The following is a 26,471-nucleotide window of genomic DNA, read 5'->3' as shown; positions in this document are numbered from 1 at the left end:
AGAATCTGCCATAGAGTTAAGGAAAACTAATGTGAAAGATCGAATGCCTCCCTTACAAAGCTTGTATTACTTTTTCGTTGCAGCAAAGGAAGGAAGCTTTAAAACGGCAGCAAAAGAACTGTTTGTTACGCCAGCGGCCATTAGTCAGCAAATTCGTCATTTAGAAGAGTTCTTAGGCACGGACCTATTTGTTCGTCAGCACAGAAAAATCGTGCTCACACCAGAGGGAGAGCTACTGTTTAGTCAGGCAGAAAGAGGGTTTGCTCATTTGCAGCAAGGGGTAAGATTAGTCAATCAAGATCCAAACCCGAACCACCTTTCGATATCAACACTCCCCTCTTTCGCTCATCATTGGTTAGTCCCGAAAATTACGGCTTTTCGTCAGCGTCACCCTGATATCGCCTTGCTATTAGAACCAACCAATGATTTGGTGTCTTTTCAAGATAGCCAGATAGATTTATGTGTTCGTTACGGTTTAGGAAAGTACCCCAATTTAGAATCACAATGGCTAATGGACGAAGCTTTTTATCCAGCTTGTCATCCGGTGTACCAGAAAGAGCACGGGATCTATAACATCGAGGATTTAAGCAAAGCTGAGCTGATTGAAGATGTTTGGCCTGATCTTGATTGGAATATGTGGTTAGCAACCTTGGGTCACTGCGCAGCAAAGCCTACCTTAAAATACAGTGGATCACATCTCGTGCTTGAGGCTGCACTATCACTTCAAGGCGTGGCATTAGTAAAACACAGTTTAGCTCATCAATATTTTCGTTCTGGCAAATTGGTCCGAATTGGAGATATCGCTATCAAGCCCAACTTTGCGTATTACTTGTGTGCGCCAAAAGGCTACTTAAAAAGACCTAAAGCTCAATTGTTTGCGCAATGGTTGAAGGAAGAAATAGAAATATTTGAAAAGTCAGTGGTACCAGACTTTAAGACCATTGACCTAAAAGGCAACAGTACTAGAACGGCATCATAACAATCGTCAAAACAAACGCTAAATAGGAATAAAACAAACACGCTCTGCGTATAAGACTGCTAAATACAAAAAGCCCCGCACTAAGCGGGGCTTTCAAGTTATAGAGTTAACTTAAGAATTACTTCTTAGCGTTACGCTCTTTAACGTCAGCAATTACTTGCTCTGCAACGTTTGTTGGACATGGTGCGTAGTGTGAGAACTCCATAGAGAACTGACCACGACCAGAAGTCATAGTACGTAGAGTACCGATGTAACCAAACATTTCTGATAGAGGTACATCACCCTTGATACGTACGCCAGTAGACGCTGCTTGTTGGTCTTTGATCATACCACGACGACGGTTAAGGTCACCGATTACGTCACCAACGTGATCTTCTGGAGTGAACACGTCAACTTTCATGATTGGCTCAAGAAGTTGCGCGCCAGCTTTAGGCATAGACTGACGGAATGCACCTTTCGCTGCGATTTCGTAAGCGATAGCTGAAGAGTCAACTGCGTGGAAACCACCGTCGAATAGTTCAACTTCAACGTCTAGAGTAGGGAAGCCAGCTAGAACACCGTGCTCCATCATTGACGCAAAGCCTTTCTCAACTGCAGGCCAGAATTCTTTAGGTACGTTACCACCAACAACTGTTGATTTGAACGTGAAGCCAGAGTTTGGCTCACCTGGTTTGATGCGGTAATCGATCTTACCGAACTGACCAGAACCACCAGACTGTTTCTTGTGCGTGTAGCTATCTTCGATTGCTTGAGTGATAGTTTCACGGTAAGCAACCTGTGGAGCACCAACTTCTAGCTCAACGCCGTAAGTACGCTTAAGGATATCTACCTTAATGTCTAGGTGAAGTTCACCCATACCTTTCAGGATAGTTTCGCCTGAATCTTCATCAGTCTCAACTTGGAATGATGGATCTTCTGCAACCATTTTACCGATCGCGATACCCATCTTCTCAGAACCGCCTTTATCTTTAGGCTTAACTGCGATAGAGATTACTGGATCTGGGAAGATCATTGGCTCAAGAGTACATTCGTGCTTAGGATCACATAGAGTGTGACCAGTTTGAACGTTCTTCATACCAACTACAGCGATGATGTCACCAGCTTGTGCTGAATCGATCTCGTTACGCTCGTCCGCGTGCATCTCAACCATACGGCCGATACGCTCTGTTTTACCAGTTGCAGAGTTAAGGATTGTATCACCTTTCTTCATCTTACCAGAGTAGATGCGGATAAAGGTTAGAGCACCGAAGCGGTCATCCATAATCTTAAATGCAAGAGCACGTAGTGGCTCGTCTGCAGATACAGTCGCAACTTCACCAGTTGGCTCACCAGTCTCTGAATCAGTTAGAGGCTGTGGATCAACTTCTGTTGGAGATGGTAGGTAATCAATTACCGCGTCAAGAATAAGTTGGATACCTTTGTTCTTGTACGCTGAACCACAGTAAGTTGGGAAGAATGCTAGATCACGAGTACCTTTACGGATACAACGTTTGATGTCTTCTAGAGATGGCTCTTCGCCTTCTTCTAGGTAAGCCATCATTAGATCTTCGTCTTGCTCTAGAGCAGTTTCGATTAGCATTTCACGGTATTCAGCAGCTTTCTCTACCATGTCTGCTGGAATATCTTGAACTTCGTAGTTCTCTGGTTGGCCAGACTCATCCCATACGTAAGCTTGTTGGCTTAGTACGTCTACAACACCTACGAAATCTTCTTCGATACCGATAGGTAGAGTCATAACTAGAGGTGTAGCACCTAGTACGTTCTGTACTTGATCTACAACTTTGTAGAAATCTGCGCCCATACGGTCTAGTTTGTTAACGAAGATCAGACGTGATACGTGTGATTCGTCAGCGTAACGCCAGTTAGTTTCTGACTGAGGCTCAACACCACCAGAACCACAGAATACACCGATACCACCGTCAAGTACTTTTAGAGAACGGTAAACTTCGATAGTGAAGTCAACGTGTCCAGGAGTATCGATGATGTTTAGACGGTGATCGTTCCAGAAACAAGTTGTTGCTGCAGACTGGATTGTGATACCACGCTCAGCTTCCTGCTCCATGAAGTCAGTAGTAGTTGAACCGTCGTGAGTGTCACCGATCTTATGGATCTTACCAGTTAGCTTTAGGATACGCTCTGTAGAGGTAGTTTTACCCGCGTCTACGTGAGCAAAAATACCAATGTTTCTGTATTTTGATAAATCAGTCATTGTCTTACTCTGTTAATAAGGTATAAAGTGCGCGCAGAGTATATCACATTCTGTCAATACTGATACCCTTGCGTGCGGATGGAAGAAAAAAAATTTTAACGTGAAATTTCCGTCCCCAAAGCATAGTCAAACACAGCAATTTATGTACTTTATTCGCATTTTATTGAGGACGAATAGAACAGTTTGTGATTGCACAAATACCATTCTTATGAGCATTACAGCTCGTCAAAAGCCTCTATAGCTTCCGACAATTTCTTAACGCCGTGAATTTGCATGCCAGGGATGCCACCTTTCGGCATGTTGGCTGCTGGCACGATGGCTTTCTTGAAACCATGTTTGAACGCTTCATTCAAACGCTCTTGCCCACTTGGCACTGGACGGATTTCGCCCGCAAGCCCTACCTCACCAAAAATCACCACATCTTTAGGGAGTGGACGGTCACGAAAACTCGATAAAAGCGCCATAACTAAAGCAAGATCAGCGCTCGTCTCCGTCACCTTAACACCGCCAACCACATTAACAAAGACATCTTGGTCTGCCATTTGTAAGCCACCATGCTTATGCAACACAGCGAGCAAAAGTGATAGGCGGTTCTGCTCCAAGCCGACCGCAACACGACGAGGGTTGGCTAACTGCGAGTAATCCACCAGCGCTTGAATCTCTACTAGCAGAGGGCGCGTGCCTTCCCAAACCACCATGACGGAAGAGCCTGATGTTTCTTCTTCACCACGAGAAAGGAAGATCGCTGATGGGTTACTCACTTCTTTCAATCCTTGGCCTGTCATTGCAAAGACACCAAGCTCATTCACAGCGCCAAAACGGTTTTTATGACTACGCAAAGTGCGGAATCGGCTATCCGTTCCACCATCGAGTAGTACCGAACAGTCGATAATGTGTTCAAGAACTTTGGGGCCCGCAAGGGTACCATCTTTTGTTACGTGACCAACAATAAATACCGCAACATTATTCTGTTTTGCGTATCGTGTCAGAGCCGTCGCAGATTCACGTACCTGAGCAACACTGCCAGGCGACGATTGAACATCAGAAACGTGCATCACCTGAATCGAGTCTATTACCATTATACGAGGCTGCTCTTTTTCGGCGATTTGGCAAATTTTGTCGACGTTCGTTTCCGATAGCATTTTTAAATGATCTTTCGGCAAGCCCAATCGGGAAGCACGCATTGCCACCTGCTGTAATGACTCTTCACCGGTTACGTAAAGCGTTGGCATTTGCGCAGATAAACTACACATGGTTTGCAACAGAAGGGTTGATTTACCTGCACCAGGGTTACCACCAATCAAAATTGCGGCACCTGGCACAACACCACCACCCAACACGCGGTCAAGCTCTTTAAACCCACTGGTGAAGCGAGGTACTTCTTGCAGATCAATTTCGGATAGCGTTTGAACCGTAGCTTCTGTTGCGGAACCAGCGTAGCCGCTTAAGCGTTCATTGCGAGCAACGGTTGGCGATGCTGCGATACGTACTTCTGTTATCGTATTCCATGCACCACATGCGTTACACTGCCCCTGCCAACGGGGAAAGTCCGCGCCACAATCATTACAAACATACGCTCGTTTTGCTTTCGCCATGATGCCTCAATTTTTTCTACAAATGTGACTAAGCACAGCCAAGTCAGACCTGAACTGAAATGAACTATTGATATACTTAAGTATTACTTCGCTTAGCCGATACAATTTAAAGTAACGACATACTCTAACAGAAATAATGCAGCAATCTGAAATTCTCTCGCTCGCAGAACGACTCATTCCCGTTTACGGTACGAATGACTTTGACTTTGTCCTTGGCCAACTGACCGAGGAAGAGCCGCCTTCGGCCAAAATTTTGGTTAAAATGGAACTTAACCGCTTAATGGCTCCATGCAAAAAAAGCATTGATTTGCGAGGTCGCGTTCAAGGCGAATGTCGCGAGTATATTTTGGATGGCATTCCACATTGGTTGGATGATGTTGCTTTCAACGCTTACCATAAAAACATCAAAAAGTTTGGCTGCTACACGGAAGGAATGTGGGAAGCATTGGTCAACACGCGAAATAACTTTCGCGTAATGAGCAAGCGCCTTACTCAGCAAAAAACGCAATCGTTAACGGATCCTAAAAGCCCGTTCTTAGCAGAACCCGTTCACCTAGGCTACGATTTAAAGCGCCAAGAAAAACGCTTGAAAGTCCAATCTCAAGTTGAAATTTGCCGTTCTAAAGGACAGCTTCTTCATGGATTAAGCATTGATTTATCTAGCTCTGGCGCAAAGTTTAAAGTCCCTAGCGCATTTAAATATAACCTTGGGGAAATTATTCAGGTCACGTTTACTGAATTTGCCAGCAAATCTAACGTTGCAGGTATAGAGAAACCGCTTGCATACCGCATACTCGCGGTTGATGACTGTTACGAAAATGACTCAGTTCGATACCTCAGAACCATACGCTTAACTGATACCAATGTCGTCACCAGAGTGATAGATGAAGCGCTCAACAGTGCTGTTAAAAGGGCTCGTCACGACAATCAAGACAAGATTATTCGAGCTCGAACTCGCGGTTATGAGCACATCGCACTAAAGCACACCAGCAGCTTGCCTCTATTCTTTGATGGTAGTGACCTAAAATTAGCAATGTTAACGCCAAACAATCAAAAGCTTTGGCAATACTGGCACGATGAGAGAAACCAGCAAATGTTTGGTTCCTTATTCAACGAGCAACGCATCGCGTCACTCATTAAGCCTGGTGTTAAAGGAACAACCAATGTCCTTTATTCATTTACTCACGAGCACGAGAATCGAACCTATTTCTATTCGATGTTTCGCCCTGAAGCAACTCGCGAACAGCGCCAGCTATTTTGGCATTTAGGTGGCAAACGAGAGAGTTGGCGCGCCTTTAGAATTTCAATCTTTGAACTATCAGAGCAAGAACAGGAAGACCTAGCAGCATTCTCTCCAGAGTTGGCAGAAACGTCTCAATCACTGACTCATATTGGTATTTTGCAAGAAATTGCTGACGAAAAGTCAGGGCAGGATTACCTGCTAACTGAAAAGCCGCGCTTACCCGCTAATACATTAAACGCGTTTCGCCATCCGAGAAGAGTTATCGGCAATCCAAAGGGCATTTATTTTGATGCAAAGTCTCGTCGTAAAGAGCCTCGTTATCGTTTTAAAACACCTTTAGAGTTGTACTCAGGACAAACTAGAACCGGCGGTTGTACTGTTGACCTTTCCAAACGAGGACTCGGAATTAGGCTAAGTGAGCCCACGATGTTACGTTCTGGGCAAGAGGTAAGAATCAACTTTCGAGAATTACAACTCTACGACAAAAAATTGCCGTTAATGTCGGTGCCATATCGAGTAATTCGTGTAAGCCCAGATGGTTGTAGCGTGCAGCTAGTTATTGATGAAAGCAGCCAAACCATGAAGGTAATCGCTTTTTTCAACAGCATTATCGAGCACAATCAAGACAAGCTAATCCCGCAAAAAGAGACGCTACCAAGTAATGCTCTACTTGAAAGGCTGCACTGCATGTTGCTCTCGCGTACGCTGAGCACGCCCATTTTTATCAGTAAGAGTACGTCATCTTCAATAAAAACCCCCGTTATCGGGGTGAACTTGCCGCTACCTAAACACATTGAGCTTTTTGCCCGTCTTGGGCATGATCAACTGTTGTCACTTGAACCTATCTTTAAAGGCCGGACAAGCACATTAATCGCAGAGCCAATAAAACGTGTAGAAGGTGCTCAAGCCAGACATCAGGATATCTACATAAGCGCCGCAAAAGTAGGCAATAAAATTACAGGCATTGAGTCAAAGCTTCATCAAGAGTTCAACAGCGTAAAAGAGCGGATTCAATTTATAAAGAAAGCGCGAATGATGGGTGACTTTTACGTGATTCGCCTTTCTACTGCGCCAATTTTCGATCCGATGACATCATTACTGCAACAAGATTTAAGTGACTTAACCCAATTTGGTGTACATCAAGCAAGCAAGTTAGAAAAAGAGTTGACGGCGCTCGTTGGTTACAGTGAATTTGAAGACATTACTGAAGAGGTAGTAATTAGATTGGAGTTAACCGAGTAAATTCAAAGTCATACCAAATTGAAAAAAAACACCGCCTTTCTGGCGGTGTTTTTGAATGGATGGTTAAGGTTTAGCTTTCCAGCTGACCTTTTGCTGCTTCACCAATGCGCCAGATAAAATACAGAGCACACCGCCCAACCCTGCAAAGCGAATCGCTGATTGCGCTTGAGCTTCCACTTTTGGTTTTGCGTGATACGCAATCCCTAATCCTGCCACCGACATCATCACAAGATCATTAGCGCCATCACCGACAGCAACCGTGTTGTGCTGCTCAATTTCATATTCATCCGCCAGTTCCACTAGAATGTCAGACTTCATCTGCGCCGTTACCACATCACCAAGTACGTTACCCGTGAGTTTGCCGTCAATAATTTCTAATTGATTGGAGCGAGCAAAATCTAAGTCGACTTTATCTTTGATGTAATCAGAGAAGTAAGTAAAACCACCGGAAGCAATCGCTGTTTTCCAGCCCAAGGCTTTCAACGTCGCAATTAGCGCTTCAAAGTCCGGCATGAATGGTAACTGGGAACGAACTTGTTCAAGAATTGATTCATCGGCACCTTTGAGCTTACCAACTCGCTGACGTAAACTTTGCTCAAAATCCAGCTCACCTTGCATGGCACGTTCAGTGACTTCAGCGACTTCATCCCCTACTCCTGCCAGTTTCGCGATTTCATCAATACACTCTATCTGGATCGCCGTTGAATCCATATCAAATACAATCAACCCTTGGGTTGATAGATCGGGCACTTCATTAAGCGAGGCGTAATCTAGGTTGAGACTTTGTAAGATCGTTTCATGTTGAGGAGTCAACTCTCCGGCCATCAGGGCTACTTCATATTGGCCAACTTTCCACGTTTCTAGTATCGGGTTGTAAAAGCCGGTGAAGAAATCAATGTCTTCGAAGTGACTTGGCGAAAGGTACTCAGCAAATACGATCCAGTTTGCTTTTGCTTTATCTAATTGGGAGGCAAATCGAGTCTCGGGTAATCGTTTTAAAAGTGTCGTATGTTTTCTGATAGGCAAGCTTTTTGACGCGTCCATGTATATAATCCCTTATGACTTTGCTAAAACGTTACCTCAACAAACTAAAAAGGCAAGTCTTTGTTTTATTTTAAATGGATGAGTAAAGAGCATGAGTGAATCTTTGTTCTCAGTAAGGAATGCCCTAAGAATTCTGGCACTAATCCTACTGTGTGTGATGTTGTTTATCACAATAAAAAACAGTGTTGTGATCAGTAAGGGTAATGAGAAAATTCAAGCACAACAGCTTGAAACACTCACCAAAGTTTTGATTTCACAGGCGTCTCTTTCTGCCAGTGAGATGATTTTAACTAAAGATCAAGAACGATTACTTCAGCTAACAAACCAGCTAGCACAAGACCGTTTAGTGTTTGATGCAACAATCTACGATGCACAGGGTGTACGTTTAGCGTCTAGTGAAGAGGCATTATCGGTACGCGAAGTTCTTGGCCTAGATACGCCTTTGGCAACAGCTTCCATTGGTCGCCAGCAGTTGGTTGAACCAGTTTTTGCAGATGGTGCGCTTATCGGTTTTGTTCGCGTGACCTTTGAGACGGGCCGGGTGACGGCTATTTCTGACCACCACTATCGCAAGAGCGATCGTTATATGTACATGATGGTCTTAATGAGCTTTGTCTGTGGTATGTTGTTCATCTTGATTTTACGTCGACAACCGATACGTCGTAAAAAAGCGCCAAACCTGCTGCTAACCAAGTAACTAGGTAGCGCTAACAACTCATATAAAAACAGCCCGCAATGTGCGGGCTGTTTTTTTAGCTCTTGAGAGCGAAAAATAGAATGACTCTTCGTCGCTTACTCTTCGTCACCAAGCAATACTGAATCTAGTGCGATTAGCATCATGTCGTTGAATGTCGTTTGACGCTCGTCAGATGTAGTCTGTTCGCCAGTCTTGATATGATCAGAAACCGTACAGATTGTCAGAGCTTTTGCACCGTATTCTGCCGCAACACCGTAAATACCAGCAGCTTCCATTTCAACACCAACAATGCCGTACTTGTCCATTACATCGAACATTTCTGGATCTGGCGTGTAGAAAAGCTCTGCTGAGAATAGGTTACCAACTTTAACGTCAATACCGCGAGCTTTTGCAGCGTCTTCTGCCGCACGAACCATGTTGTAGTCTGCGATTGCCGCGAAGTCATGACCTTTAAAGCGGATACGGTTCACTTTAGAGTCAGTACATGCACCCATGCCGATCACAACATCACGCACTTTGATGTCTTCATTCACTGCGCCACAGCTGCCAACACGGATGATTTTCTTCACGCCGAAGTCTTTGATTAGTTCAGTCGCGTAAATCGAGCATGATGGGATACCCATACCATGGCCCATGACCGAGATCTTACGGCCTTTGTATGTGCCTGTGTAACCAAACATATTACGAACGTCACACACTTGAACGACATCTTCAAGGAAAGTCTCTGCGATGTATTTTGCACGTAGTGGATCGCCAGGCATCAGTACGACGTCTGCAAATGCACCCATTTCAGCATTGATATGTGGAGTTGCCATTTTCTTTTCCTTAACCTTTCTCTAGCGCTCCGCGCTTAAGGCGATATAAGCCAGAGTATTCTCATTTCCGACAAGCAGCATTTACATACTGCAAACATAAAACTAGGAGCAATCAAGCTCCTAGTTTTCAAAAACCTAACTAATTATAGGAAGTTCTTACCGTAATCCATTGGAGAAGTACCGAAGTAACTTGCCAATGTTTGACCGATATCTGCGAATGTTTCGCGGCGGCCAAGAGAACCAGCTGGTACTTTTTGACCATAAACCAATACTGGGATGTGCTCACGAGTATGGTCAGTACCTGGCCATGTTGGGTCACAGCCGTGGTCTGCCGTTAGGATAAGCACATCGTCTTCTTCCATAATCTCTAGCACTTCATTGATACGACCATCGAAGTACTCAAGTGCCGCTGCGTAACCCGCTACGTCACGACGGTGACCGTAAGCTGAGTCGAAGTCTACAAAGTTAGTGAATACGATCGTGTTGTCGCCCGCTTCTTTGATTTGCTCTAGCGTTGCTTCGAACAATGCAGGGATACCTGTCGCTTTCACTTTCTTAGTGATGCCGCAGTTTGCGTAGATATCAGCAATCTTACCAATAGAAACCACGTTGCCTTGCTTCTCTTCAACAAGTTTCTGTAGAACCGTTGCTGATGGTGGCTCAACAGAAAGGTCACGACGGTTACCGGTACGCTCAAATTGACCTTTACCAGCACCAACAAATGGACGCGCGATAACACGACCAATGTTGTAATCTTCTAGCTCTTCACGTGCGATTTGGCAAAGCTCTAGTAGACGGTCTAGACCGAAAGTCTCTTCGTGACATGCGATTTGGAATACAGAGTCCGCAGAGGTGTAGAAGATTGGTTTGCCAGTCTTCATGTGCTCTTCACCAAGATCGTCAAGAACTTGAGTACCAGATGCGTGGCAGTTACCTAGGAAACCGTCAAGACCTGCACGCTCAAGAATGCGGTCAGTCAATTCTTTCGGGAAGCTGTTTGCTTTGTCAGTGAAGTAACCCCAGTCAAACAGAACAGGTACACCTGCGATTTCCCAGTGACCAGACGGCGTGTCTTTACCTGAAGAAAGCTCTGCTGCATGACCGTATGCGCCAATGATTTCAGCGTCTGCGTCTAGTCCAGGTGCGAAGCGACCTGTCGATTCTTTATGCGCCATTGCCAAACCAAGTTTCGATAGATTTGGAAGGCGAAGTGCACCTTGGCGATTGTCGTTATCTGCTAAGCCTTTTTCACATTGGTCAGCGATGTGACCTAGTGTGTCTGAACCTACATCACCAAATTCTTTAGCGTCGGCAGTTGCACCGATACCGAATGAGTCTAGTACTAAAATAAATGCTCTTTTCATTGCTCGTTCCTTAGGCCCACTCGGCTTTTTATTATGGTTGAGTAGGCCTTGTGTAATTACTTGTTCTATTAGATATCTTCTGCACGAATTTGGCGGTAAACCTCTGGAGTTGGTGTATATTCACCACCTACTTTGATTGCACTGCGCAGTGCTTTTGCCGCTTCTTCCCATTGCTCTTCAGTGCGAGCGTGGATGACCGCAAGAGGTTTATCACTGTCTGCGACCTCACCTAGGCGGATGAACTCGTCGAAACCAACTGCGTAGTCGATTTCATCAGTAGCAACTCGACGACCACCACCCATAGCAACCACAGCCATGCCGATAGCACGTGTATCCATTGCAGAGACAATGCCCGTTTCTGTTGCGTAAACTGGCTTGATGATTTCTGCTTTTTCTAAGTAGTTGTCGTAGTTTTCTACGAAGTCCGCAGGGCCGCCTAAGCCAGCAACCATCTTGCCGAAGCACTCAGCCGCTTTGCCGTTATCCAGCACATCCATCAGTTTTGCGCGTGCGTCTTCTGTGTCCTCAGCAAGCTTGCCAAGTACTAACATTTCAGCACATGAAGCCATGGTCACTTCAAGTAGACGAGGGTTACGGTATTCACCTGTTAAGAAACGAACCGCTTCACGAACTTCTACCGCGTTACCCGCTGAAGACGCCAATACTTGATTCATGTCCGTAAGAATTGCCGTAGTCTTAGTGCCAGCACCGTTTGCTACCGCAACGATTGATTTTGCTAGCTCTTCAGACGCTTCGTAAGTTGGCATAAATGCACCTGAACCCACTTTTACGTCCATCACTAGCGATTCCAGACCCGCCGCCAGTTTCTTAGAAAGGATCGACGCCGTAATCAGGGAGATATTGTCTACCGTTGCGGTAATATCACGAGTCGCGTAAACACGCTTATCCGCAGGAGCAAGGTCACCAGTTTGACCGATGATCGCCACACCAGCGTCTTTGGTTACTTGACCAAAAACATCGTTGCTCGGCGTAATGTTGTAACCAGGGATAGATTCAAGTTTATCCAGCGTACCGCCTGTATGACCAAGACCGCGGCCAGAGATCATAGGTACGAAACCGCCACACGCTGCCACCATTGGGCCAAGCATTAAAGAAGTTACGTCACCCACACCACCGGTTGAGTGTTTGTCGACAATTGGACCACCGAAGTTCATGTGGCTCCAGTCGATAACCATGCCCGAATCACGCATTGCACACGTTAAGGCGATGCGCTCATCCATGGTCATTTCATTAAAGAAAATCGTCATAGCAAACGCCGCAATCTGACCTTCAGATACCGTGTTGTTCGCTACGCCTTGAATAAAGAAGTTGATTTCGTCGGCGGTTAGGACTTCGCCGTCACGTTTTTTACGAATGATTTCTTGTGGTAAATACATTAGTGCCTCCCAAGCTCTTTTGAGCCATGGTTGTAGTAGGATAGAAGAGGTTTGGTAGCACCCGTTTAGGTGCTACCGTTCAGACGTATTATTGGAATTAGTACGCTGTTGGATCAGCGACGTCGTCCGATACTTCTAATGTATTTAGTAGGTTGGTTAGCAGGCTAGACGCACCAAAACGGTAGTGACGAGCATCAACCCAGTTGTCACCTAGGATTTCGTCAGCCATTGCTAGGTATGCTGCTGCGTCTTCAGCAGTGCGCACACCACCTGCTGGTTTGAAACCAACAGTTTCTGCAACACCCATGTCGCGAATAACTTCAAGCATCATGCGAGCGTATTCTGGTGTTGCGTTTACTGGCACTTTACCAGTTGAAGTTTTAATGAAGTCAGCACCTGCTTCAATACAGATTTGAGATGCTTTCTTGATTAGTGCTTCTTCTTTTAGTTCACCTGTTTCGATGATCACTTTAAGAAGAATGTCACCACAAGCTTCTTTACATTGCTTAACTAGTTCGAAGCCTACTTTCTCATCACCCGCCATTAGCGCGCGGTAAGGAAAAACTACGTCAACTTCGTCTGCACCATAAGCAACCGCCGCTTTTGTTTCAGCAACTGCGATTTCAATGTCGTCATTACCATGTGGGAAGTTCGTTACTGTTGCAATACGAACCTCTGGCGTACCTTGCTCACGAAGTGTCTTCTTAGCAATAGGAATAAAGCGAGGGTAAATACAAATTGCAGCTGTGTTGCCTACTGCTGTTTTCGCGTCATGACATAGTGAGATCACTTTTGCATCAGTGTCATCGTCATTCAACGTAGTTAGGTCCATAAGTTTAAGTGCACGTAGCGCTGCTGCTTTTAAATCGCTCATTTCTATCTCCGATCAATATTCAAAAAATTCACTACTCAGCCTTACATCACTTCTTTAACTATAATCAACAAGTCGAGACAATGTGAGTAAATGGCTAAACAGTCTATTAATGAACGGACTTGGTTCCCTGAAGACTCGGCATATACAGCGAAAATTTATCATATGCCAATTGCTATCCTTGTCACCGCACAGTACCAGTTTGGCCTATGGCACAACAATCTATGATTGCGGTGTCTTTAATATCACATCACAAAGCAAAACGCCTATTAGATCTGATATTGCAGGGCAATTCATTTGCCCATCGATTATGTAATATTCATTACGTGATTAAGAATCAAGCTTAACCACTATCCTGTGATTAATACATTATAGAGTTTCACCGCAAAACTGTAGCACCAAATGGAGCGCAAACGGTTTGTATCTCAAAATTTCCTAGCCCCTATTCCATTGACTGCGTAATACCTCGACTAAGGCAAACACCCGATGAAATTTTGGAGCCCGAAAAACGAAAAATGCCCCGCAGCAATCTCTTGCTACAGGGCATGATGTAAAACGGCGTCTATATATTAAGAACCGATTCTAATTATAGTGCTGCAAGGCTTAAGCAGAAGCCTGCAATTGTCGCTGCCATAAGGTTAGACAACGTACCTGCAAGAACTGCTTTAACACCCATGCGAGCGATGTCACTACGACGGTTTGGTGCAAGGCTACCTAGACCACCAAGTAGAATCGCAATAGAAGAAAGGTTCGCGAAACCACATAGTGCGAATGAGATGATAGCTGTTGTCTTCTCAGACATTACTTCACCAGTTGCCGCGATTACTTGAGCGTTTTCACCTAGGTATGGTGTGAAGTTCAAGTAAGCAACGAATTCGTTCACTACGATTTTCTGACCAATGAATGAACCAGCTGTTACAGCTTCTGCCCATGGAACACCGATTAGGAATGCTAGTGGAGAGAACGCGTAACCTAGAATTAGCTCTAGTGTTAGTTCTGGCATGCCGAACCAACCACCGATGCCACCTAGCATACCGTTGATTAGCGCGATTAGACCAACGAATGCGATTAGCATTGCACCTACGTTAAGCGCAAGTTGTAGACCAGAAGCCGCACCGCCCGCAGCTGCGTCGATTACGTTAACTGGTTTGTCGTCACCGCCGTCCATCGCTTCTTCGATACTTTCGTGAGGCTGGTCAGTCTCAGGGTGAAGGATTTTAGCGAACAGTAGACCACCTGGTGCTGCCATGAATGATGCCGCAACTAGGTACTCTAGTGGAACACCCATAGATGCGTAACCAGCTAGTACACCACCAGCAACAGAAGCTAGACCACCACACATTACCGCGAATAGCTCTGATTGAGTCATTTTTGGAACGAATGGACGAACAACTAGAGGTGCCTCAGTTTGACCTACGAAGATGTTAGCTGCAGCTGACATTGATTCCGCACGCGAAGTGCCTAGCGCTTTTTGTAGTGCGCCACCAAGAATCTTGATAACCCATTGCATAACGCCAATGTAGTAAAGAACTGAAATCAGTGCAGAGAAGAAGATCAGTGTAGGAAGAACACGGAATGCGAAGATGAAACCGCCGCCGCCGAATACTTCGAACATCTTGTCAGAAACAAGACCACCGAACAGGAATGATGAACCATCGTTACCGTAGTTGATAACGTTAGAAACACCTGAAGAGAAACCGTTTAGTAGATCACGGCCCCAAGGTACATACAGAACAAATGCACCTAATGCGAATTGGATAGCGAATGCGCCACCCACAGTTCTAAAGTTGATAGCTTTTCGGTTGTTAGAAAATGCCACTGCAATCGCAAGAAGCACTACCATACCGATTAGGCTCATAAACAGGCTCATAGTTTATGACTTCCTTATAAGTTATTTATTGGCGTGTTACAAAATGGAGCTATAAAGCGGGGGCAATTATACTCATGCAGAATCAATTAAAGTAATGCCAGCCTCACACTTTCCTATAAGATTCATGATTGATTCAACCAGCTTTGTGAGTTAATTCACAATAAGCAGGAAAACGTTTTCGATTTCAAACCACATCTTTAGATTTTATTCACATATCGAGAAAGCAAAATTGCTATTTTTCCACAGTTGAGAGGCAATCGATTGCTTTCGGCCGTTATGCAACTCTACGAGCTCATTAAAGACGTGAATGAGTTTGGCTGGGTGGTTTGACTCCCCTTGATATCCAAGTATAGGCATATCTGGTGCGTCTGTTTCGATTACTAGGTTTTCGAGTGGTAATTTTTGAATTGCGTCGCGTGTTTTCTTGGCTCTTGGGTAGGTAATCGTTCCTCCTACACCGATAAAAAAACCTAATTTGACCCACTCCATGGCTTGCTGATAACTCCCAGAAAAAGCGTGTAGCACACCACCTCTAGGGAGATTCGCCGCTTTCACCATTTGAATGAGGCGATTGTGCGCTTTTCGGCTATGTAAAATAACTGGGAGTTCGAAGCGTCTAGCCAGCTCAAATTGAACTTCAAGTATCTTTTCTTGCAACTGTGGATCAACATCAATGGCAAAATCTAAACCACACTCTCCTATTGCCACGCACTGTGGCCCTTTTTGATTTAGATAGCCTTCTAGCTCTGTAAGGTGCTGCTCAACGTTATCTTCAAGAAAATACGGATGAAAGCCGAGCGCATAATACAAATTGGCATGTTGCTCTGCCAAAGTTTGAATACGAGCCCAGTTTTGCGGACCGACGGAAGGAATCAAAATTCTTGCGACGCCTTGCGTTTGAGCAAGCTCAAGTTGATGCGCAAAGTCATCTTGAAACACATCAAAATCAAAGTGGCAGTGCGTATCAAAGAGCTTCATCTTGACGCTTTTTATCTGTATCTGCGGGCAGAAAATCAGAGGATGGTTGGGCTTCACTCTTCTCTTCAGTTTGATGGGCAGGGTCTTTTCGATATGGGACACAACTGCGTTTCTGATCGGGAGTTAACCCCATATCTTTACACCAGTTGTCGTAACGCTTTAGCCCACGTTTAAACCAATTCATATCTTATCCTTATATAAAAACGCCCTTGGCTAAGTTTATAGCCAAGGGCGTTTTAAAATCTAGTTTGCGTTAAGGCTTACCCTAACCGCGCAAATTAGTGCTCGCGCGTCGCACGGAAATCAACGTCAGGGAAACGCTCTTTCGCTAAGTTTAAGTTAACCATTGTTGGAGCGATATACGTTAGGTTATCACCACCATCCAATGCTAAGTTCGCTTGATTCTTGCGTTGGAACTCATCCAGTTTCTTCGCATCACCACACTCAACCCAACGCGCAGTTGCAACGTTAATGCCTTCATAAATCGCTTCAACGTTATACTCAGACTTCAAACGAGCCACAACAACATCAAACTGAAGTACACCAACGGCACCAACGATCAGATCGTTGTTCTGTAGAGGACGGAATACCTGTACCGCACCTTCTTCTGATAGCTGAACCAAACCTTTGAGAAGCTGCTTCTGCTTTAGTGGATCTTTCAGGCGAATACGACGGAATAGTTCCGGAGCGAAGTTCGGAATACCAGAGAACTTCAGTGATTCACCTTGAGTAAAGGTATCACCAATCTGAATAGTGCCGTGGTTATGTAGACCAATGATGTCACCGGCGTAAGCGTGTTCTGCACGTGCACGGTCACCAGCCATAAAGGTTACTGCATCAGAGATACTCACTTGCTTGCCAAGACGAACGTGGTTCATCTTCATACCTTGCGTGTAAGTGCCAGATACAATACGCATGAATGCGATACGGTCGCGGTGTTTTGGGTCCATGTTCGCTTGGATCTTAAATACGAAACCAGAGAACTTCTCTTCAGTCGCTTCAACTTCACGTTCAACCGCTTGACGAGTTTTCGGCGCTGGAGCCCATTCAGTTAGACCGTCTAGCATATGATCCACACCAAAGTTACCTAATGCAGTACCGAAGTAAACTGGCGTCAGATCACCTGTTAGGAACATTTCCAAATCAAACTCAGGGCAAGCACCCATAACAAGCTCAAGCTCTTCTCGAACACTTTCCGCAAGGCCTGCACCAACTTTTTCATCAAGCTCTGGGTTATCGAGACCTTTGATGATTCGAACTTCTTGAATCTCATGACCGTGACCTGATTCGTATAAAATCGTTTCATCACGGTGAATGTGGTACACACCTTTAAATTCTTTACCACAGCCGATTGGCCATGTAATTGGCGCACACATCATGCCCAACTCGTTTTCTACCTCGTCCAATACTTCCATTGGATCACGAACGTCACGGTCAAGTTTGTTCATGAAGGTTACGATTGGCGTGTCACGCAGACGCGTTACTTCCATCAGCTTACGTGTACGATCCTCGACACCTTTCGCCGCATCGATAACCATCAAACACGAGTCTACTGCCGTTAACGTACGGTATGTATCTTCCGAGAAGTCTTCGTGTCCAGGCGTATCAAGTAGGTTTACCAGACAGTCATTGTAAGGGAACTGCATTACAGAAGTGGTTACCGAGATACCACGTTCTTTTTCCATTTCCATCCAGTCTGATTTTGCGTGCTGTGCGTTACCACGACCTTTAACCGTACCTGCTTTTTGGATCGCGTTTCCGAATAAAAGGACTTTTTCAGTAATGGTGGTTTTACCCGCATCCGGGTGCGAGATGATAGCAAAGGTCCTTCGCTTATTGATTTCATTGAGAAAATCTTGGTTTGCCATGTATAAATTCTTTTAGTTTGTACACGGATTTGTACACACTTTTGGAAGTACTCTCTTTTCAGTTCTTCGCTTGTCAAATCCGTCGTGTTAATCGTAATTGGCCGCTATTTTCGCTGATCTTGACTTTATAAACAATCAATGGTTATCTAATCGGTTACCATTTATTCTCAGCGCGCGCCAATGCTCAGTTGTAGCTGTTTGCAATCGTTGCTTCTTCAGCTCATGAACAACTGTGGCTAAACCACAAATTCCTTCGCTACCAGAAATCGATGATAGCTTGTCGTACTACACCGATGATGGTGCAGTTGCCGTTGATCGGTATTGCAGGGTATTGCGGGTTCAAAGGTTTTAGATACTTCTGTTCACCATCAATAACCAACTGCTTAAAGGTTGCTTCTTTCGAATCATCCAAACGCGCAACAACCAATGAACCTGAAGAGTAAGGTAACTCAGGATCAACAACGATCACTGCCCCCTCAGGTATGGATTTTTTTCCGCTTGGATTTTCCATACTGTCGCCTTTTACGCGAAGTGCGAAACAACCCTCATGTGCTTTCCCAGTGACTTCACGCCACTCCTCAGCATCTTCATGGGCAAATCCCTCCGCTATTTCAGTCCAATCACCGGCCTGAACCCAGTTAATGAGAGGAATTCTTCCCTTAATATCAGGCCCGACTTCTACATTACCGACCCCCAAGCCAATCTCGCCATCACCTGTGGCGAGCCAATGAGCATTCACGCGAAGCGCCTCCGCGATCTGCATGGTGTAACGAGACCTAGCCGATTTACCAGAGCAAATCTGGCTGATCGACTGCTGTTTGATACCAATGCGACGAGCCAACTCAGACTGAGTTACCCCAGTAAGCTGCAAGGCATGGTTTAGTCGTTCGGATAAAGTTTTCATAAGCCCGCATTCTACAAATAAAACTGTAGTCTTTCAACAATTTTAACTGTTGACTTATCTACAGTTTAAACTGTAACATTCAATCTTGTAACAGTTATTATTGTAATAGGAGACGGTATGGAAGTGTTCAAAACGACACAAAAACATCTCCGCCGTGCCATTGACTTGGTCGGCGGGCAATCAGCATTAGCAAGAGCCATCAACTCAAAACAGCAAAACGTCTGGTTTTGGTTGAATAAATCAGGGCGTGTTCCCGCTGAATTCGTTTTACCCATCGAACAAGCTACGCAAGGACAGGTAACCCGATCTCAGTTAAGACCGGACATCTATCCCGAATGCCCAAGCGAGCTGAAAGCCAGTAACCAGTAGGATTAAGGGCAAGTAATGGTCAGCATTTTACGTAAACACAGAAGCGAGTACCTCCATGCGTGATTATGGCAAGGTCTATACCCGCTTTTGGCTAAAGCAAAACGTTTTGTCCTGGAGTGACTCTGCGAAGTTGCTAGGACTGTATTTGCTTACATGCCCACATTGTAATTTGCTTGGCTGCTTTCGACTGCCGATTGGTTACGTTGCTTCTGACTTGAACTGGGATGAGCAACAGGTTGCCAAGGCGTTAAGTGAGTTAGAACAAGATCAGTTCCTGATTCGTTGCGAGGGATCTGGTTGGACTTTGATTCGAAGCTTTCTGAAGCACAACCCAATCGAAAACCCAAACCAAGGTAAGGCAGCCTTTCGGTTGCTTAAAGATGTACCTGCCGACTTCGTTGGTATGGCATCGCTTTTGAAATCTCTTGCCGCTTTTCAAGCTCGGCTTCCAGAAGAATTTTCATCATTGTTTATGCCTGATGGCAACCCGGTAAGGGACTCTCAACGGTCGGATGACTCTGAGAGAAGCAATAAACCAACAGTTAAAACTGTTGACCAGATACAGTTTGAAGACTTCTGGGATGTACAAATACGCAAAGAAAAAAAAGCGAAAGCCAAAGAAGAATGGCTACGCATGGGCCTCAATGAAGACCATGAACTCGCCTTGGAAGTGCTAACACGCTGGAAAGAGCAACGAGACAACCGATTGCAGTATCAAGATCGGACTAAGACCCCTATGCCACATAACTGGCTTTTAAACCGGCAATGGGAAGACGAGTACGTTCGCATTGATGAAGTACAGCAATCATCGACGAGCCTAAAGGGCAGCAATCACCAATTGAATATTGAAGAAAGCAATCGCCGCATTGCTGAAAGCTGGGCCGGACCAGGTATTCGGGAGGTTCGTTCAAGTGCAGGAGGTTGATAAACGCGAGTTTGCTGAAATTTGGGGAGCAGCTTGGGCCATGTATGGCAAAAGCGTATCACCGCAATTGCTATCCATCGCATTTGAAGCCCTTCGTGCTTATAGCATTGAAGAAGTGCGAATCGGTCTGACTCGGCATATTCAATCACCGGATACTGGGCAATTTTTTCCAAAGCCCGCTGACGTCATCAAGCATATCGACGGCAACTCAGGTTCAAGAGCCATGGTTGCTTGGAACAAAGTTGACAAGGCTGTTCGTCAGGTTGGCGCTTGGACATCCGTGATGTTTGACGATGCGCTTATCCACCGCGTGATTTCAGACATGGGTGGATGGGTTGAACTCTGCAAGGTTGATGACAGGGAATACCCCTTTAAGCAAAAAGAGTTTTTAACACGCTACCAGGCTTACTTGCTGCGGGACGAAGTGGGTGAATACCCAAGGCTATTACAGGGTATTGCAGACCATCAGAACCAGCAAAAAGGATTTGATATGCAAGCGCCGGTTGCCGTAGGCGACTGGTCAAAAGCGGCACAAGTTTATACGAGAGGCATCGCCGACTTTAGCGCAGTGCCATTAAAAAGAATAAGCCCGAAAGCCATTCAGGCGCTTCTCGGAAATCAATTAGAGGACAAAAATGAAAACGATTAAAGCAAAAACCATTGCCCTAGTGATAGCCATGTCCGCAAGCACTTCAGTCTATGCGTTTCCGGGCTATCAGTGGGAAAAAGCAGCACATAGCGTTGGTATTGATCCAGTCATGCTCTACGCCGTTGCCTTGGCTGAGTCGGCCTCACATCGTGGTCTCAACATGACCAGTCCATGGCCATACGCAATTCGCAATGGTTCAAACGCAACCTACGCCAAATCTAAGACAGAAGCAGAGCAACTGTTAAACCAGGCACTGCAAGAGACTGAAAAATATCAGCTCGATATTGGCCTTATGCAAATCAATTTGCATTGGCATGGGCATCGGGTGAGCTCAGCAGCGGAACTGCTAGACCCCATCACCAACCTTACGGTCGGCTCAAGTATTTTGGCCGAAGCAATCAAGTCTTCACCAAATGATTTAGAGCTTGGCATAGGCCGCTATCACAGTTGGAACGAAGAGCGTGCACGCTGGTATGGGCAAAGAGTGCTTTCTATCTATCGCAATATTTTACATGAACTGGAGGTCCGTCAATGACAACCAATCAACAAGACTTCTATCAATTAAATTTGGCGTACCTACACGCAGCACGAGAATTGGCGCGAATTGATCCGCAAGAGGCCGTCTTGCGCTTTGGACTTACACGCGACGTGGTTGATGCTCTGATTAATGCTGGTGTTGACGACCTGCAACGAGTGGCGACCTCATCATTCATGCTGTTTCAACCAAGGGGTAACCAAAGCCAACTGATTGAGATGGTGAAGAGCAAAGGCACAGGTATCCCAAGAATCGCTTATTTATTATCAACCCTAAACAACAAGGGGGATGCATGATTGATAACCTGTCCAAAAGTGAGCTATTTACCCGAGCCTCGCTGCTTATTAAATACGGATTTCGAACAACCATTATCGCGCTCGATACAGGTTTGCCAATCCACATTATCAGAAGGCTCCACAAAGAAGTGACTGGCAAGTCACCTTGTCCTGGTCAATTGCCAGAATCTGATGCCATCGTCAAAAGCAGAAGAGCATTAGTTGAAGGCTCCCTGCTTATGGCGCTTTATGTCAATATTGGTGGTGATAATGTCTACAAGCAATTAAATATCGATGCTTTGATGAAGGCTTACGATGCGTATTTGGTTGCAAGAAAAGAAGCAGATCTTCCAGCTGAGATCCCCTGGAAAAAACTGACCATCAATGAAGGTTGGGTTCTAGCTCGTGATTTAAGATCACAGCTTGCATCCTTACACCGGTGTCGATGCGGCAGTCTGTATTTGACGGTATCACAACAGCGCATTCAGCTTAAATGTCCTGTGTGTGAGATTATGGCCGAGCAAACCACTAGAGCACTTTTTGAGAACTAACATGCAGATGCATGATTTGATTGTGCACCTCCCGTGCACTTTGAGAGTACTAAGAAGATGACAAACTTACTTAAATCTTTACCAGCACGCTGCTGGTTTATATCACTGGGGCTTTTTCTGGCGACTTTGGCTGCGGCTCATTTCTTTCCTTCAGAAATATTAACGGCATCTGCCAAGTTAGCGGCTTTGCCATTTCTGTTCTGCACCGTCGTTTTTTTCAGCTACTTGGGTTTCAAAGCGACCTGTAATCCCATCGGACTTATAGCCATAATCACTATGCTTGTAGCAATCGCATATTGGCAAGCGAGTTGGACAATTGTTGGTTTGGGACTCTCTTTCTTAGCTATTTGTACTGGAATTAGATTCTTGAGTAGCCAAGTTAAAGATTCGGGTAGAACTTTGAGCATTGAAGAAAAATGGTATTGGTATAAGCTCCATTCGTTTTTTGATGGCTTTTATCCAAGGTATCCCAAAAAGCCAAAAAAATAGCCAGCCAACCACAAGCTGGCTACCTTCTATTTTCAGTTCCTTCCTGATGCCTGGTTATAAGCCCTAATATCGATCAAGTTGTTCTGAGCATAATCTCCCGCAAGCGATGCATTTGAGATCACCGCTATCTGCTTATCCACAAATGCTTTATCTTCTTCAGACACACTGTCAGGGATGTAAGCGCCACTCTCATCCTTTTGACGATACTCATTTAGCATTTGCTCCCTTAGACCTAGCATTTCAGGCGACCAACTCGATGAGTCTTCAGAGTTGAATACGCGTCCCGCCAAACCTTCATTGAAAGCTTGAGCGAACACTTGACTTTGAATCGGGGTCAATCCCATTCTCTGCCCTTCGCTGTATGCTTCCTGTTTGAAATCATCGGCATACTGTTCTAAGAACTCACCATATCGATTGTTAACTGCCGCACCAAATGCCCCCGCCAACATGGCTTCAGACTTAGTGCCCCAGTTTACTTCGGAGGCATACTGCGAACTCGATCCACTGTATGCATCATTAAACGCCGTCAATGGATTTTCCAAAGAGGTTCCGGCATCAACGGCGGCTTTTAACCCATCCCAGGTTGATTTGCTGGCCACCGTTGCGTTGTGCAAGAAACCTCGTGAGCCAGGATCTTCAAGCGCTTGTTCTTTGTAACTCTCATAGTCTTCGCCAAAGTGATTCAAGGTATGCAGAGCTGCATCAGTATGCTTGCCACTGAAATCACCAATAGCACTGGCGCTGTTGAAGAACATTTCAGCACCAGAAACTCCGCTATCATCAGCCATAATGCGTGATCGCCACTGAGATCCAGCTTCACTGTTTAGTCCAGATTGATAGGTACTTGTGTCAGTAGCTACGGCCTGCTGAGCTTGCTGCTGATGCGCATTCAACTGTCCATCTATACCAGACAGATTGGTTTGGTAAGCCGATTGAGCTGCGTTGAACTGAGTTTGAACTGTTGCTGCATCCTCGTAGCCGCCCAATACACCCGATTCAACTTGGCTTTGAGTACCACCAAAAGTAGGTGCAGTTGATGACAAGCCTTCATTTGAGCGCGGCTGAATTGATCGTAAATCGGCTCCGGTAGCCATGGCCATAACCGTCATTGCAGCTTGATAATCATTGTCGCGTTCAGCGGGCGTTGAAGAGTTGCTATAGGTTAAAGACTCCATAGCTGCCGCTACATACGCCTGATTATCATCAGGTAGCAAGCGCTGATACATTGGAAGGTTTTCACGTAAACGGTTACCTGCTTCAACATGCTGGTTCATATAGCGACCTAAATAATCCATGACTTCAGGATTGTCCGCCGCTAATCGGGTTAACGTCGCACCATCAGTATTTCTTTGTCCTGATAGACTGTAGCTGGCCTGATCAAGCTCACTAAAGCGATTTGATGCCGTGACAACGTCTTGTGCTGAACTCTGAAGTGACTGATAGTCTTGGTTAGACAACGACATTTCAACGCCAGAACGTCTTGAATCTGAAAGGTCCTTAACCATCGCATCGCGATACTCAGCACGTCGTGAATCACTTAATGCCAAGCTTTGCATCTCCCCAGTGAGCGTATTTGCGGTCGTAGATCGAGAACTGCCTTCTGACGACTCAACTTGGCCACTAAAGTTACCACCTAAATCCAGCCCTGCTCGTACCCTTGATAGTTTTGGTACACGAGATGAGTCTGGCTTATCGACTCCTGGCAAGTTGCCCTGTGGAGAATCATTGCCGCCAGTACCAAGAAGCCTTCCAAGAAAGCCCTTATCAGCAACTTCTTTCTCACCGGGATTAGTAATGGTTCCATCGCCACCGACCCTTAGGCCTCCCGATAGCACGCCCGATACCAAGCCACGTACAGCATCTTTTTTATCGTCTCCAAAACCATACCGAGTTTGCAGGTCATCAGTAACCTGATTAACAACGGCGCTAGATGCGGAGTTAGAAGAACCAATCTGACGTCCAACCGAAGAAAGGTTGTCGTAACTTAGCTTTTCACCAAAGGTTCGACTCATGGTATTGCCAACCTGACGGCTAAAGGCTTGAGTTGCCTGAGTCATGGATTCTTTTGCAGAGCCGACCATTGAACCCACTGCGTTTCCGACAGAGAAACTGCTTAGTAGGTTTGACGCGCCGGTCATAGCAGAACCAGTGAGGGCTGAATTTTGGAACATTGACTGTGATTGCATTACCGGGGCATTTTTCGCGACATCTGGACTTGCCAGCTTTTCATCAATGGCATCACCGTTTTGTAGACGCCCAGCCAAGTGGGTAGCGGTTATTGCTGAGCCATAAACGAGCATGAGCGAAATCGCCGGAACACTCGACGCCAACATGCCGCCAGTAGCTATCCAGGTTTGCAGCACTGAATCCATCTGCATCATCCCAGCAAAAGATGGCACTTCTGTACCTGCAAAGGCATCAAGAGCAGACATTTTCCCTGCAACGGTTAAATGAATATACAGGTTAATGATGGCCATGACAGGCATCCAAAGTTGAATCCAAAGCAGGATTAACAAGTACTTCCCAGCCATTCGCATCCCGATTTGGCCAAGGGCTATCACAAAGGCCATCAATGGGGTGATGGCGTAAATGAACCCCTCAAAAAACGTCATCATCGGACGAACGATACTCTGGAACAGGGTCTGCTCCGCCGCCCATTGCGTATTACGCTGCTCAATCGCTTGGTTAACCATAACGGCTGCGGTGAAAGCTTGATCATCCATATACTTGCCCGTCACGCTTTGCTCATAAATAGGCAAAAGCACTGACGCGGTCATATACTCTTGGGTGTTAACCGAAGCCAAACCAAGGTTATTCAGTGCATTTCGGATCACGTCATCAGTGTCCGTTGCTGACGAAGTCCCCAATGAGGCTGACAGAACCTGTTTAAGCCTTGGAATGAAGGTTGATTCTGTCATGAGTTTCAGTTGGCTATAGGCATCGGTGCAGTCCAGATCGCTACTGCTACCACTGAGCATGATTCGAGTGCCATAAATGCGCGAATCAAACCTAATCGCTGTCATCGGGTTAGGATCACTCAGCACCTGATCGAGGTTCTTTTGGCCGATGTCGATACCAATCAAGGTGCACTCTTTGATGTAGTTAAACCACGATTGCTCGATGTCCGAGCCGCCGACACGATTTGCATCACCCAACCCAGAGCGATCCATCACCTGTTTTCTCACTTTAATCAGTGACTGTAAACTGGATGCAAAGCCGTATTCCGTCATCGCGGGAGTTGAGAAGGCGGTTTCAAACAATCGCGTGATTTGAAAGCCAACAGTCGAAATCGTACTACCTGCGGCAGCAACACCGATGGGCACATTATCAACCACTCGAACTTGTCCGGTGTACGCATCCTCAATGCTCACTCGGGTACTGGGTCCAAACATGGTTGCAAAGACTAGCCATGAGACTAAAACGTGTTGAAAGTTAATCCCACGACCGCCTTGCATTAAGGCCTGGACAGAGACCATCAATACCCCAATGAGCAAGCCAATGCGAACCATTGAAGTAAAATCGCCTGTACCAGTGATCATCGCGACAGCGTTCAGGACCTGCTCTAAAAAAGCCGAATCCCCGATGGAATAGATTTCCCACAT

General features: G+C 45.6%; 24 protein-coding genes. 11 read left to right on the top strand and 13 right to left on the bottom strand.

Annotated features, from left to right (window positions below; translation table 11 throughout):
• Nucleotides 1–31 precede the first annotated feature (31 nt).
• Complete coding sequence (locus R8N46_RS14290; protein WP_005380154.1) at nucleotides 32–979, top strand: LysR substrate-binding domain-containing protein; 948 nt, start codon at nucleotides 32–34, stop codon at nucleotides 977–979.
• A gap of 118 nt (nucleotides 980–1,097) precedes the next feature.
• On the opposite strand, the gene fusA is transcribed toward R8N46_RS14290, so the two are convergent.
• Nucleotides 1,098–3,188 (bottom strand): elongation factor G, encoded by a 2,091-nt coding sequence (fusA, locus tag R8N46_RS14285; protein WP_005386444.1) that lies wholly within the window; start codon nucleotides 3,186–3,188, stop codon nucleotides 1,098–1,100.
• A gap of 215 nt (nucleotides 3,189–3,403) precedes the next feature.
• On the bottom strand, nucleotides 3,404–4,783 hold the full coding sequence (radA, locus tag R8N46_RS14280) for a DNA repair protein RadA (protein WP_005386443.1): 1,380 nt from the start codon (nucleotides 4,781–4,783) through the stop codon (nucleotides 3,404–3,406).
• A gap of 136 nt (nucleotides 4,784–4,919) precedes the next feature.
• Here radA and R8N46_RS14275 point away from each other — a divergent pair, with 136 nt between their 5' ends.
• Nucleotides 4,920–7,268, top strand: coding sequence for a PilZ domain-containing protein (locus tag R8N46_RS14275; RefSeq protein WP_042521363.1), 2,349 nt, complete (start codon nucleotides 4,920–4,922; stop codon nucleotides 7,266–7,268).
• Between the two features lie 63 nt (nucleotides 7,269–7,331).
• Here the strand turns inward: R8N46_RS14275 and serB are convergent, their stop codons facing one another.
• Complete coding sequence (gene serB, locus R8N46_RS14270) at nucleotides 7,332–8,312, bottom strand: phosphoserine phosphatase (RefSeq protein ID WP_005386439.1); 981 nt, start codon at nucleotides 8,310–8,312, stop codon at nucleotides 7,332–7,334.
• A 91-nt stretch (nucleotides 8,313–8,403) separates the two neighbouring features.
• On the opposite strand from serB, the gene R8N46_RS14265 reads away from it, so the two are divergent.
• Nucleotides 8,404–9,009: a YtjB family periplasmic protein gene (locus tag R8N46_RS14265; RefSeq protein WP_005391677.1), complete on the top strand. Its 606-nt coding sequence runs from the start codon at nucleotides 8,404–8,406 to the stop codon at nucleotides 9,007–9,009.
• Nucleotides 9,010–9,104: 95 nt separating this feature from the next.
• Here the strand turns inward: R8N46_RS14265 and deoD are convergent, their stop codons facing one another.
• The 4 genes from deoD to deoC form a co-directional block, all read right to left on the bottom strand.
• Entirely contained in the window at nucleotides 9,105–9,824 is a 720-nt protein-coding gene (gene deoD, locus R8N46_RS14260; protein ID WP_005380140.1) for a purine-nucleoside phosphorylase, read from the bottom strand.
• 143 nt (nucleotides 9,825–9,967) lie between these two features.
• Nucleotides 9,968–11,188, bottom strand: coding sequence for a phosphopentomutase (locus R8N46_RS14255; protein WP_005386434.1), 1,221 nt, complete (start codon nucleotides 11,186–11,188; stop codon nucleotides 9,968–9,970).
• 68 nt (nucleotides 11,189–11,256) lie between these two features.
• Nucleotides 11,257–12,585 carry a thymidine phosphorylase gene (gene deoA, locus R8N46_RS14250; RefSeq protein ID WP_042521362.1) on the bottom strand — a complete coding sequence of 443 codons (1,329 nt, stop codon included), beginning with the start codon at nucleotides 12,583–12,585 and terminating at the stop codon, nucleotides 11,257–11,259.
• Nucleotides 12,586–12,682: 97 nt separating this feature from the next.
• Nucleotides 12,683–13,459, bottom strand: coding sequence for a deoxyribose-phosphate aldolase (gene deoC / locus R8N46_RS14245; protein ID WP_005380133.1), 777 nt, complete (start codon nucleotides 13,457–13,459; stop codon nucleotides 12,683–12,685).
• Between the two features lie 90 nt (nucleotides 13,460–13,549).
• Between deoC and R8N46_RS14240 the strand changes: the two genes are divergently transcribed.
• Nucleotides 13,550–13,684 carry a hypothetical protein gene (locus R8N46_RS14240; protein WP_005391675.1) on the top strand — a complete coding sequence of 45 codons (135 nt, stop codon included), beginning with the start codon at nucleotides 13,550–13,552 and terminating at the stop codon, nucleotides 13,682–13,684.
• 358 nt (nucleotides 13,685–14,042) lie between these two features.
• Here the strand turns inward: R8N46_RS14240 and R8N46_RS14235 are convergent, their stop codons facing one another.
• From R8N46_RS14235 to R8N46_RS14215, 5 genes are all read right to left on the bottom strand, one after another.
• Complete coding sequence (locus R8N46_RS14235) at nucleotides 14,043–15,326, bottom strand: NupC/NupG family nucleoside CNT transporter (protein ID WP_005380131.1); 1,284 nt, start codon at nucleotides 15,324–15,326, stop codon at nucleotides 14,043–14,045.
• 204 nt (nucleotides 15,327–15,530) lie between these two features.
• Nucleotides 15,531–16,304 (bottom strand): TatD family hydrolase, encoded by a 774-nt coding sequence (locus tag R8N46_RS14230; protein WP_031781042.1) that lies wholly within the window; start codon nucleotides 16,302–16,304, stop codon nucleotides 15,531–15,533.
• Nucleotides 16,291–16,488, bottom strand: a complete 198-nt coding sequence (locus R8N46_RS14225) for a DUF5363 family protein (protein WP_031781041.1) — start codon at nucleotides 16,486–16,488, stop codon at nucleotides 16,291–16,293. Before R8N46_RS14225 ends, R8N46_RS14230 begins: the two co-directional genes overlap by 14 nt.
• Nucleotides 16,489–16,582: 94 nt before the next feature.
• Complete coding sequence (gene prfC / locus R8N46_RS14220; protein WP_005391671.1) at nucleotides 16,583–18,172, bottom strand: peptide chain release factor 3; 1,590 nt, start codon at nucleotides 18,170–18,172, stop codon at nucleotides 16,583–16,585.
• Nucleotides 18,173–18,428: 256 nt separating this feature from the next.
• Nucleotides 18,429–19,076, bottom strand: coding sequence for a LexA family protein (locus R8N46_RS14215; protein ID WP_000854920.1), 648 nt, complete (start codon nucleotides 19,074–19,076; stop codon nucleotides 18,429–18,431).
• 117 nt (nucleotides 19,077–19,193) lie between these two features.
• Here R8N46_RS14215 and R8N46_RS14210 point away from each other — a divergent pair, with 117 nt between their 5' ends.
• The 7 genes from R8N46_RS14210 to eexS are packed head-to-tail and all read left to right on the top strand — an operon-like array spanning nucleotide 19,194 to nucleotide 22,869.
• A complete protein-coding gene (locus tag R8N46_RS14210; RefSeq protein ID WP_024015942.1) occupies nucleotides 19,194–19,445 on the top strand; it encodes a helix-turn-helix domain-containing protein in 252 nt (83 codons plus the stop codon).
• Nucleotides 19,446–19,500: 55 nt separating this feature from the next.
• On the top strand, nucleotides 19,501–20,370 hold the full coding sequence (locus R8N46_RS14205) for a hypothetical protein (RefSeq protein WP_024015941.1): 870 nt from the start codon (nucleotides 19,501–19,503) through the stop codon (nucleotides 20,368–20,370).
• Nucleotides 20,357–21,019, top strand: a complete 663-nt coding sequence (locus R8N46_RS14200) for a DUF6475 domain-containing protein (RefSeq protein ID WP_024015940.1) — start codon at nucleotides 20,357–20,359, stop codon at nucleotides 21,017–21,019. The genes R8N46_RS14205 and R8N46_RS14200 overlap by 14 nt, the downstream gene beginning before the upstream one ends.
• Nucleotides 21,006–21,554, top strand: coding sequence for a lytic transglycosylase domain-containing protein (locus tag R8N46_RS14195; RefSeq protein WP_024015939.1), 549 nt, complete (start codon nucleotides 21,006–21,008; stop codon nucleotides 21,552–21,554). The genes R8N46_RS14200 and R8N46_RS14195 overlap by 14 nt, the downstream gene beginning before the upstream one ends.
• Nucleotides 21,551–21,850 carry a flagellar transcriptional regulator FlhD gene (locus R8N46_RS14190; protein WP_000210563.1) on the top strand — a complete coding sequence of 100 codons (300 nt, stop codon included), beginning with the start codon at nucleotides 21,551–21,553 and terminating at the stop codon, nucleotides 21,848–21,850. The genes R8N46_RS14195 and R8N46_RS14190 overlap by 4 nt, the downstream gene beginning before the upstream one ends.
• Entirely contained in the window at nucleotides 21,847–22,380 is a 534-nt protein-coding gene (locus R8N46_RS14185; RefSeq protein WP_000566755.1) for a FlhC family transcriptional regulator, read from the top strand. The genes R8N46_RS14190 and R8N46_RS14185 overlap by 4 nt, the downstream gene beginning before the upstream one ends.
• A gap of 57 nt (nucleotides 22,381–22,437) precedes the next feature.
• Complete coding sequence (eexS, locus tag R8N46_RS14180) at nucleotides 22,438–22,869, top strand: entry exclusion protein EexS (protein ID WP_024015938.1); 432 nt, start codon at nucleotides 22,438–22,440, stop codon at nucleotides 22,867–22,869.
• A gap of 32 nt (nucleotides 22,870–22,901) precedes the next feature.
• On the opposite strand, the gene R8N46_RS14175 is transcribed toward eexS, so the two are convergent.
• Nucleotides 22,902–26,471 (bottom strand): conjugal transfer protein TraG N-terminal domain-containing protein, encoded by a 3,570-nt coding sequence (locus tag R8N46_RS14175; RefSeq protein ID WP_064497034.1) that lies wholly within the window; start codon nucleotides 26,469–26,471, stop codon nucleotides 22,902–22,904.

Source organism: Vibrio sp. 1874, from assembly GCF_033344395.1.
GTDB classification, from domain to species: Bacteria; Pseudomonadota; Gammaproteobacteria; order Enterobacterales; family Vibrionaceae; genus Vibrio; species Vibrio alginolyticus.
The sequence above is the reverse complement of the archived record's forward strand: the minus strand, read 5'-3'. Positions and strand labels throughout refer to the sequence as shown.